Source organism: Peribacillus sp. NPDC076916 (genome assembly GCF_050269675.1).
Taxonomy (GTDB): domain Bacteria; phylum Bacillota; class Bacilli; order Bacillales; family DSM-1321; genus Peribacillus; species Peribacillus aracenensis.
Window position 1 is genome coordinate 964318 of record NZ_JBNNIU010000001.1, and the last position, 9234, is coordinate 973551.

General features: G+C 37.6%; 10 protein-coding genes, 15 tRNA genes, 2 rRNA genes and 1 pseudogene. 7 read left to right on the forward strand and 21 right to left on the reverse strand.

Going from position 1 to position 9234, the window contains the following annotated elements:
- The first annotated feature begins 716 nt into the window (after positions 1-716).
- From ACQKFG_RS04780 to ACQKFG_RS04805, 6 genes are all read left to right on the forward strand, one after another.
- Positions 717-998 carry a hypothetical protein gene (locus tag ACQKFG_RS04780; protein ID WP_427556681.1) on the forward strand — a complete coding sequence of 94 codons (282 nt, stop codon included), beginning with the start codon at positions 717-719 and terminating at the stop codon, positions 996-998.
- A 16-nt stretch (positions 999-1014) separates the two neighbouring features.
- Positions 1015-1890 (forward strand): winged helix-turn-helix domain-containing protein, encoded by an 876-nt coding sequence (locus ACQKFG_RS04785; protein ID WP_427556684.1) that lies wholly within the window; start codon positions 1015-1017, stop codon positions 1888-1890.
- Between the two features lie 240 nt (positions 1891-2130).
- Positions 2131-2406 carry a hypothetical protein gene (locus ACQKFG_RS04790; RefSeq protein ID WP_427556687.1) on the forward strand — a complete coding sequence of 92 codons (276 nt, stop codon included), beginning with the start codon at positions 2131-2133 and terminating at the stop codon, positions 2404-2406.
- Positions 2407-2537: 131 nt separating this feature from the next.
- Positions 2538-2786, forward strand: a complete 249-nt coding sequence (locus tag ACQKFG_RS04795; RefSeq protein WP_427556690.1) for a hypothetical protein — start codon at positions 2538-2540, stop codon at positions 2784-2786.
- Between the two features lie 385 nt (positions 2787-3171).
- Positions 3172-3489, forward strand: a complete 318-nt coding sequence (locus ACQKFG_RS04800) for a hypothetical protein (protein WP_427556693.1) — start codon at positions 3172-3174, stop codon at positions 3487-3489.
- Positions 3479-3982, forward strand: coding sequence for a YfmQ family protein (locus ACQKFG_RS04805; protein WP_427556696.1), 504 nt, complete (start codon positions 3479-3481; stop codon positions 3980-3982). The genes ACQKFG_RS04800 and ACQKFG_RS04805 overlap by 11 nt, the downstream gene beginning before the upstream one ends.
- A 33-nt stretch (positions 3983-4015) precedes the next feature.
- Here the strand turns inward: ACQKFG_RS04805 and ACQKFG_RS04810 are convergent, their stop codons facing one another.
- Positions 4016-4159, reverse strand: coding sequence for a hypothetical protein (locus ACQKFG_RS04810; protein ID WP_427556699.1), 144 nt, complete (start codon positions 4157-4159; stop codon positions 4016-4018).
- A gap of 452 nt (positions 4160-4611) precedes the next feature.
- Here ACQKFG_RS04810 and ACQKFG_RS04815 point away from each other — a divergent pair.
- Positions 4612-5097: pseudogene (locus ACQKFG_RS04815) on the forward strand (bclA protein); the annotation flags it as partial.
- A 292-nt stretch (positions 5098-5389) separates the two neighbouring features.
- Here the strand turns inward: ACQKFG_RS04815 and ACQKFG_RS04820 are convergent.
- The 20 genes from ACQKFG_RS04820 to ACQKFG_RS04915 all read right to left on the reverse strand — a co-directional run.
- Positions 5390-5632, reverse strand: a complete 243-nt coding sequence (locus ACQKFG_RS04820) for a hypothetical protein (RefSeq protein WP_427556702.1) — start codon at positions 5630-5632, stop codon at positions 5390-5392.
- Positions 5633-5678: 46 nt separating this feature from the next.
- The gene (locus ACQKFG_RS04825) at positions 5679-6179 is read right to left on the reverse strand and encodes a hypothetical protein (RefSeq protein ID WP_427556704.1); all 501 of its coding nucleotides are present in this window, start codon (positions 6177-6179) and stop codon (positions 5679-5681) included.
- 183 nt (positions 6180-6362) lie between these two features.
- Positions 6363-7349 (reverse strand): tyrosine-type recombinase/integrase, encoded by a 987-nt coding sequence (locus ACQKFG_RS04830; protein ID WP_427556707.1) that lies wholly within the window; start codon positions 7347-7349, stop codon positions 6363-6365.
- Between the two features lie 141 nt (positions 7350-7490).
- A tRNA-Leu gene (locus ACQKFG_RS04835) sits at positions 7491-7571 on the reverse strand.
- 8 nt (positions 7572-7579) lie between these two features.
- Positions 7580-7653, reverse strand: a tRNA-Cys gene (locus ACQKFG_RS04840).
- Between the two features lie 8 nt (positions 7654-7661).
- Positions 7662-7736: transfer RNA gene (locus ACQKFG_RS04845), tRNA-Gly, on the reverse strand.
- A gap of 3 nt (positions 7737-7739) precedes the next feature.
- Positions 7740-7814, reverse strand: a tRNA-Gln gene (locus tag ACQKFG_RS04850).
- 35 nt (positions 7815-7849) lie between these two features.
- Positions 7850-7925: transfer RNA gene (locus ACQKFG_RS04855), tRNA-His, on the reverse strand.
- Between the two features lie 17 nt (positions 7926-7942).
- Positions 7943-8016: transfer RNA gene (locus ACQKFG_RS04860), tRNA-Trp, on the reverse strand.
- 10 nt (positions 8017-8026) lie between these two features.
- Positions 8027-8110: transfer RNA gene (locus ACQKFG_RS04865), tRNA-Tyr, on the reverse strand.
- Positions 8111-8126: 16 nt separating this feature from the next.
- Positions 8127-8202: transfer RNA gene (locus ACQKFG_RS04870), tRNA-Thr, on the reverse strand.
- 7 nt (positions 8203-8209) lie between these two features.
- Positions 8210-8285, reverse strand: a tRNA-Phe gene (locus ACQKFG_RS04875).
- 11 nt (positions 8286-8296) lie between these two features.
- Positions 8297-8372, reverse strand: a tRNA-Asp gene (locus ACQKFG_RS04880).
- A gap of 5 nt (positions 8373-8377) precedes the next feature.
- Positions 8378-8451: transfer RNA gene (locus ACQKFG_RS04885), tRNA-Met, on the reverse strand.
- A 103-nt stretch (positions 8452-8554) separates the two neighbouring features.
- Positions 8555-8630 (reverse strand) — tRNA-Val (locus tag ACQKFG_RS04890).
- A gap of 15 nt (positions 8631-8645) precedes the next feature.
- Positions 8646-8720 (reverse strand) — tRNA-Glu (locus ACQKFG_RS04895).
- A gap of 9 nt (positions 8721-8729) precedes the next feature.
- Positions 8730-8821, reverse strand: a tRNA-Ser gene (locus tag ACQKFG_RS04900).
- Between the two features lie 5 nt (positions 8822-8826).
- Positions 8827-8901, reverse strand: a tRNA-Asn gene (locus ACQKFG_RS04905).
- Between the two features lie 9 nt (positions 8902-8910).
- Positions 8911-9026 (reverse strand): 5S ribosomal RNA (rrf, locus tag ACQKFG_RS04910).
- A gap of 119 nt (positions 9027-9145) precedes the next feature.
- Positions 9146-9234: ribosomal RNA gene (locus ACQKFG_RS04915) — 23S ribosomal RNA — on the reverse strand; the annotation flags it as partial.

A 9234-nucleotide genomic window follows, 5' to 3' on the forward strand; every position in this document is an offset into this window, starting at 1 on the left:
ATAATCTTTAGTTGACAGGTATTCACCACCTTCTGAAGAGGATAAGCACGCAGCAGTTGAAGACTTATATAAATAAGAGACAAACAGGAATCGGTCGAGCTGGCCGGTTCTTTTTTTGCCTCATATGTCGCATGTAACAAATACAGCAGGAGCAATTTTCTTCGTTTCGATATGCTTTCCCCTTTTATTTTTGCGTATCGTATATCTGACAATTAACAGAACGCGTGTGGTCGAGTCCTTTTATGCTCCCCTTCTAACGATGTCACTCTTTCTTCTCCACTTAATTTTTTCAAATAAACGTAAAAATATTTTCTAAAAACGCGCTTTTGGTAACAAATTTTCGTATTAATGAACTTAGAAGAAGGTTTTCAGCAGGCCTTCATCACGCTTGTTCAAATGTATTTCCCTATTATTAGGTTATTTTGAAGGGCCAAAAATTAACCGGCTTTCCTACACCTTCAGAATGACCTCTTTTTTATATGAATAAATTCACTCCTCCGAAAAATTAAGAACGAATAATTCATTTTTGTAACTGCTTCATTGGTTTTGGCAGTAAACAAGAATGATGCTCCGAACACATTCCGAAACACTCGGAACCGATACTCGCGAACACTCGGAAAGTAGTTATCGAGTAAACGAGCAACAAAAATCATCAATTTTTACATTATTGTAAATCAAATAAACCGATTAAAGGACTTCAGAAAGGAATGGAATGGATGATTAAAATCTTTGAAGCGACTGATATGAATAAGGCTGCAATCTTAGCTACAGTGGAAGGTATTAACATCGGATTATTAACGGTTGACCTTGTAGACGGAAAGCACCTTGTAACGTACAGAAATGAGTATCCAGAGAAATTGCAGCCACTAGTAGATCAGATGATTAAACAGTATGACAAAAAAACGTTAATGATTGATGCTAACAAACTTTGCTTTCATCTTTCATTCCTAAGATTTTTGCACAACAAAAAAGTAAAAGAATTTAAATCAAAACACTAAGGAGAGATAACTTGATATGGACACAAACGACACTTGGACCATCAGTCCTGACATGCTAGGTTACGGAAATTCAGATAACAGCTTTTACACTAATCAAATTCAATCAACTGAAGGCGCGGAAATAATCGATTACATCAGAATCACTAAAAATTATGATCCGGCTACAATAAGCCTTTTATTATACGGACATGGTTTCACTTTTACTGACGAAGATAGGCAGCGTTTTAATGAACTATTTCCAAAGTACGGTTTTGGTAAGGAGGAGCAAACAGGAAGTAATCAATCATCGGAAAAACAAGATGATTTAAGCGAATGGGATTGGGATTTGTATTCGGAAAGTCAGGAACTTTGGATCGAAGAAATTAAGGCAAAGGAAGTCGTCGAACAATCAATCGAAGTAAATAAAGGGCCGGATGCCTTGCCAGAAGAACAGGAAAATGGCAACAAAGAAGAAACTGAAGGTGTTACTTGTACCCCTAATACAAATGAAACTAAGGAAGAGTCTTATATCATCAGGAAAAATGACAATAAAAAACTATCTGTAAAAGTTCAATTAAACGATCATGCTGCTATTTTCTCAGAATGGAAAAAGAAGGGTTTGGAGGTTGGCGGATATATGCCATTTTGGACAGGTTATGCAGAATTAATCACTCAGATTAAACCGGAATTAGGGCAATTATTAACTTGGTTATGGTTAAAAGCGGATCATGAGCAGGGATATTGTTCACACTCTCGTGAAACGATGGCTGAAGCATTTGGAATTTCTCCGGCCGGTATTGATAAACGTTTAAAACAGCTCGTCAAATTAGGGTTAATCAAACGTGTTAGAAGGCACAACAGCTCCTCTTACACTTTGTTAACTCCATATGGTTACAGGACGAAAAGAAAGTAAAAAGCGATTTGTACTGGCAATACAAGTGTAAGTTGTATCCGGAATACAAGTACAATTTGTAACACCAGTACAGACTATCAAGAATCTTTATATCAACAATATTTATCAATATTAGCAATCTGCCGATTGCAACTTCTTATAAAGAATTTGAAAACAAACTAGCGAGTGATATCAAAATTAAACAAAAGGCAATTTCAATAGGACAGGACATAAAACAATAATTACCGGAGGCAATAAACAATGAAACTAAAGAAAAATATTTACTACAGTAGACAGGAGTTCGTTAAACATATTTCGACTATAACACTCGGACGTTATGCGGTTGACGGATCACCGGTTTCATTTTTAGAAGTTGCAGCTTACTTAAATGTATCAGCAGATAGTTTAAGAATGAGGAAAAAGGATGCAAAAGTAATGGCTATGTTACAAGCTGCTGGTATTCAAGTTAAGAAAATCAAGGGTATTAATCATTATTATCTAGTGGCTGAAGAAGATAAGACTCTGGAAAATAACTGAAGGTAGCCTTAGCCAGAAAAGGAAGCAAGCAAAAACACGGTAAGGATTGTATTAGTTCTTATACAACTCACTCCCCTCCCCTTTTCTCTGGTGAGGGCCAGCACTTATTAAACAAATGGAGGAACAGCAATATGAGCTTTTTAGAAGGAATAGAACGCATTGATGAACTTGACGGATATGAAACAAGTTCGACTGAAGATTATGTACTTCTTACGTTAATTCTTGTAACTCTGGATTATTCCAATTTAAACGGCGCTATTTTTACAAAGGAAGAAGTCATGAAGACAAAAGATACAATTATCGATACTCCTCTTTATGTTATTCCCGATATTTTCGAAGCACCTACAGAACACTCCCTAAGCTCGAAAAACAATCGGTAATAGTTGGACATCATACAGCTTCTAGGATTATCCAGAATGACGGTAAAGAACACTTAGAAGTTACTGCAAAGTTATATAAGTCGCGCTATCCGGAGTTAGTTGCTTCTCTTTATGAAATGCATTTAAGCGGACAGTTATTTTGTTCTATGGAATGTTCTTATAATTCTGAAGAGCAAACGATTAACGGAAGGATATTAAAAGGAATAAAATTCATCGGTAACGCGCTAGTCGAGGAACCAACCGGCCAATGTTCTAAATCGTTATCTTGGGAAGTTGCTAAAAAATCAAATACAGAATTGAATTTTCCGGAAGTAGCTTCGAATTATGAAATTAACTACCTTGAAGGAATTGAAAACTTGAACTAATACGAGGAGGCAAAAGGATTATGAAAAATTGGTTAGAAGGCATTGAGCAGCTAGACAACGATAAGGAACTTGTTTCTAATAATGATGATCTAAAGTGGTTAGCAGCCGAAAATGAAACATCTATTAATTACCTTGAAGGCATCGAAGAACTAGAAACCGCAGATATACGACTGTTAAAACAGTTCAACGATAAAGGTATATTAGAAATACTCAAGAAGAAAGCAGCAAATAAACAATTATTGCAACCAGAATTGAACATTTTAAAAGAGTTTCGACAAATTTTCCCTGATATGACTATTGAAGAATTAGAAAAGGAAGGTAAAGAATATGTTTATTAACGAAGAAAAGGCCTTAACGGATGAACAAATTGTAAAAGAATTCTCTGAACTTGTGAAGGAACACGGAGAGGTTAAATTCAATAAAGATGACCTACTTCTTTCTGATCGTAGCGTTATAAATTTTACTTATCGCCGATTTAGTGGAAGAAAGCTATTTAAGATATTAGACAGTTTTGAAAATGAAATGTACCTTGAAAAAGAAAATATTAATGTTAAAAGAAACGGCAGCTTTATGATCTACGCTTATGCTTCTGGTAAGAAACAGACTGAATTAAATATTATCAAGCAATTTATTGAATTAGTGAAGCAGAATAAGAAGATTACGCTTAACCCATCACATCCTAGTTCGTCTCCTTTAGTCGCTAATCTGATGCAGGAAAACAACTTATCTGATATTGATCTTGGATTTCTGCTTAACGAATATAACGAGTTAATAGGAGAAGACATTTTGCTTATTGAACGTGAAAACATTCGAAGATATTCTACTTTATAAGTGCTGAAGGTGTCCTTTTTTAAGGGCATCTTTTTATTTTGTTTTTAACTTTAAATACGAATATCCTTTTTGTGTATTCACCCATCTTACAAACTGTCTTTGAAATATGTCCTTTAATTCTTCCTTACCTTCTCCATTAAATTCATGTGTGAAATTAACAACTTTTTTATTTGCCATTTGAATCCCTCCAATTAACTCCCACTTGTCTGAAGTAGTAGTATTGTATTAGCTATCTCAACTTTAGCCTCTGTTTGCAAGCTACACTCTTGCTAAAGTTTATGCCAAACATATACCAAATATGCACAGGGCTAATTATTGATACTTATTAACGGTATCTTTTTACAGATCAACGGAGGGTATTGTTGATATTCTTGATGAACTAACGGGGCAGTTTAGTTTAATAAGAATTTCTTCTCTAACACCAAAATAAATAGGTAAGTTCACAGACGTTTAGTGAAGTTGAAAATATACTGAATTAGAAAGGGGTGATTATAATTACAAACAATCGATTTTTTTCATCAAAATATAGACCAGAATCTACGAAATTACGGAAACATCAATTATTAAACTCTTGTTTAGAAAAACTAACACCGCCACAAGGTTGTAACTTTTTTCCTCCAAGACCTTGTGGCAGTCTTTGTGACTGTTGTGTTTCTCCACTTCAGTCCGTCTTACAACAACTTGTTGGGCAAGAAGTAATTCTTGGCACTATTGCAGACGCACCAAATGTACCTCCTCTCTTTTTTTTATACACTATTATTGACGTGAATGATTCTTTAGTTACTGTTACAAATGGAGTGACAACTTTTGAGGTAAATATTTCTGATGTAACAGGGGTAGGATTTTTACCACCAGGACCTACTATCAACTTGTTGCCACCTGTTAATTTTGGGTGCGAATGTGATTGTCGTGAACGACCAATCAGACAATTGCTGAATACACTAATCGGTTCTACAGTGAATCTTTTAGCAAGTAATGGTTCTATTGCAGCAGATTTTAACGTGGAACAAACAGGTCTCGGCATTGTGTTAGGTACTTTACCAATAAGCCCTGAAACAATCGTTAGATTTGCAATTTCAACTTGTAAAATTACTGCTGTAGGCCAGACTAGTTGAATAAGGAATCCAAAGGATGCAATAAAGAAGACCACTTATAGGTGGTCTTTTTTATTTGTTCAAAAATCAACATTAATCTTTAACAAAGCCTTTAAAAAAATACCGCAACTGTTAAACCGCCAGTGATTAAAGTGTTAACCTTGCTCCCTCCTTTCATTCCATTCTGGTAAAGGCATCCAGAGAGCATTTGCAACGAGTTATAAAATCGAATTATCGATTGCCTTCACCACATAGAAGCAGCAAGGATACTCCTTACTAACAACTTAACAACCACTTACTAATAAGTTATCACTTACCCACTATTCTGGATACCAAGTTTAAAAAGTTCATCGTAAAATATATTGTTAAATTTCTTGTCTAAGATTCCATAGAAATAACCGAAAGCATCCCGTACCCTTGAACGTTTCATTTTACCGATTAGCTGCTTAAAGCTAACAATAGCAACGTCTAATACTTGATCCGCATTCTGTTCACATCTATTTCCGCCAAGCTGCAATTTGTACCCTGTTCCAGTAAGATTCAATCGTATTAGCATCGTCAAAGAAACACTTTGCAAGGTTCTTGAATGTTTTAGGAACTGATTAATTCGTAAATGTTGAATCAATCGGCTCCTTACGTTTTTTTAAATCTTGGTTGTTAGTTTTAGAAAGAATAGTAGTTTTTATTGCTCCTTCATTATTCTCAGGATTAACTACTTCATTTAAATACGATTCTTTTATTTCCTCTTTTTTTGAAGGATAAGGCAAGAATGTATATACGTTGTGGCCCTGAAAGTTACCACGCTTTGTATTTTGAATTTTAACTATTCCCAGTTTCTTGGCTTTGCGTAACATTCGTTCGAACGTGCTTCTTGAAATGCCGATAGTGTCCTTATGAATAGCGGCTACGATAGTTTGTATCTTAGCATTCGATACACCAGAAAACTTGCAAGCATAGCGAATAAGACGTTTCAAAGCGACTAGTTCTGACTTGGTAAACTGATCTTTAATGTCGATCATCCATTGTTCAATTTGATTATTAAAATCTTTTGTATCACGAAACTTTGATAAATGTTTAAAATCTTCTATTCTTCCTGATTTCATGCTTATTCTCTCCTTATAAGAACATTTGAACAGATTGAAAGGCACAGAGAAATAAGCATGGGATGTTTGATTTTTTACGAAAAATCCCATACAATTACAATAGGTTGAGGCTTATTGCATTCTCTGTGCAATTTGCAACAGGCTGCCGGTATGTCGAGTACCAGCAGTCTTTTTTTTGTTTAATTATTGATTCTTTTTCACCTTTTTATTTAGATTCTCAATTGGTGAAAATTCTTTATGCTTTTTAACAACGTCATCAGAAAACAAATTAACATAATGCTTAACCATTTCCATTGATGTATGTCCTAAAACTGCCTGTAGTTCAAATATGCCAGCTCCACCCTCTACAGATAAACGAGCGAAAGTATGCCTGAATTTGTGGCATGTTGCTCTCACATTAAAAGCTCGTCCATATTTTGATATTTGTGATTGCATCTGTCTTTTCGTTAATGGATCATTGTCTATATTTACAAACAGATAATCGTGTTCCAACAATCCTCTAATTGTAAGGAATCGTTGAAGTTGATTTTTCATCTTGTCTTGAATTGGTACAAAACGTTGTTTATATCCCTTAGTGTTTTGAATCAATAATCTGGATCTTGAAAAATCAATGTCTTTGATATTAATTCCTATACATTCAGATGCCCTTATACCTGTTTCAAGCAGTAGCATCATGATTGTTAAGTCTCTTATGCCAGTAAATTTCTTTTGATTAGGTTGTTTAAAGAGAAGGTTAATTTCATCGTTTGTATATGTAGGAACAGCGTACTTCCTATCCTTAAGTAATTTTACTTCACTCATAGGATTTTGTTTTTTCGTTATTAGCCGTTCCCTAACAAGGAAATTGAAGAATGCTCTTATCGCTCTTAATCGCGTATTAATGGTTACTGTTTTACAGTTTTTCCTTTTCATATAACGAATGACATTTTGTTTTATATGATCTGATACTAAACCTTTTAGATTGACCTCAATATCTTGCTCTCTAAGGATTTTATAGAAAACTGCCAACTCATTTTTATAATATTGGATGGTTTGTGAACGACAATTCCTTATTTCACAGTCATCAAGGAAGCGTTCTAGGGCGGTTTTGAAGTCTATTGCATTAGACTTTACATTTACATGGATTTTAGCAATTTCAACAGGGGTTAAATCGTTGGTACGCCTCATCAAATATTGATTCTCCTTTGACAGGTCGCACGATTATATGAATCAGATTATTTCGGAGAAAATCGTATGTAGATAACGAAAAAAGGACTCCTACATTTTCTGTAAGAATCCTTTTAACTCAACGTTCATTAACGTTTTTCATGATACCGGTGGCCGGGGTCGAACCGGCACTCCAGAGGAACACGATTTTGAGTCGTGCGCGTCTGCCAATTCCGCCACACCGGCATGTATGTTGGAGGCGGCAACCGGAATCGAACCGGTGGTAAAGGTTTTGCAGACCTCTGCCTTACCGCTTGGCTATGCCGCCAACGTTTTTGGAGCGAAAGACGGGATTCGAACCCGCGACCCCAACCTTGGCAAGGTTGTATTCTACCACTGAACTACTTTCGCATATGGCTGGGCTAGAAGGGATCGAACCTTCGCATGACGGAATCAAAATCCGTTGCCTTACCGCTTGGCTATAGCCCATTAACGTTGTAATCATTATACCATGTTTTATTAAATGGGGCGACTGATGGGAATCGAACCCACGAATGCCTGAACCACAATCAGGTGCGTTAACCACTTCGCCACAATCGCCATTATAGGATTGAAATTGGCAGGGGTAGTAGGAATCGAACCCACACTGGAGGTTTTGGAGACCTCTGTTCTACCTTTAAACTATACCCCTGTAAGAAAGATGGTGGAGGGGGGCAGATTCGAACTGCCGAACCCGAAGGAGCGGATTTACAGTCCGCCGCGTTTAGCCACTTCGCTACCCCTCCGCATATGGATGAAACATGGTGCCGGCAAGAGGACTTGAACCCCCAACCTACTGATTACAAGTCAGTTGCTCTACCAGTTGAGCTACACCGGCACTACTATGGTGGCTCAGGACGGAATCGAACCGCCGACACAAGGATTTTCAGTCCTTTGCTCTACCGACTGAGCTACTGAGCCAAACAATAAAATGGCGGTCCCGACGGGAATCGAACCCGCGATCTCCTGCGTGACAGGCAGGCATGTTAACCGCTACACCACGGGACCATAGATTGCGGGGACAGGATTTGAACCTGCGACCTTCGGGTTATGAGCCCGACGAGCTACCGGACTGCTCCACCCCGCGACGGTATTAATGTTACTATTATGAATCAAGTTTTCGTGTTGAGCGTTTCAAGGGGATGAATGATCAATCCTTTATAGAGAAACAACCTGATCTTATTGAATAATGGTGGAGGATGACGGGATCGAACCGCCGACCCTCTGCTTGTAAGGCAGATGCTCTCCCAGCTGAGCTAATCCTCCAATATGTTGTCTAAATGGTGACCCGTACGGGATTCGAACCCGTGTTACCGCCGTGAAAGGGCGGTGTCTTAACCGCTTGACCAACGGGCCAGGTATAAATGGCGGAGAGCAAGGGATTTGAACCCTTGAGACAGGGTTACCCGTCTACACGATTTCCAATCGTGCTCCTTCGGCCACTCGGACAGCTCTCCAATAATGGCTCCGCAGGTAGGACTCGAACCTACGACCGTTCGGTTAACAGCCGAATGCTCTACCACTGAGCTACTGCGGAACAATATAAGCTTGGCGACGTCCTACTCTCACAGGGGGAAACCCCCAACTACCATCGGCGCTGAAGAGCTTAACTGCCGTGTTCGGAATGGGAACGGGTGTGACCTCTTCGCTATCGTCACCAAACAATGTTAACATTGTTTCAAGACATATATTATTATAACGTCTTTTTGAGAAAATGCAAGAAGAAATTTTCATTCCTTCAAAACTAGATAATAAGAAGGTATTTCATTTTTTTTAAAGCGTTGGTTAAGTCCTCGATCTATTAGTATCAGTCAGCTCCACATGTCGCCACGCTTCCACCTCTGACCTATCAACCTGATCATCTTTCAGG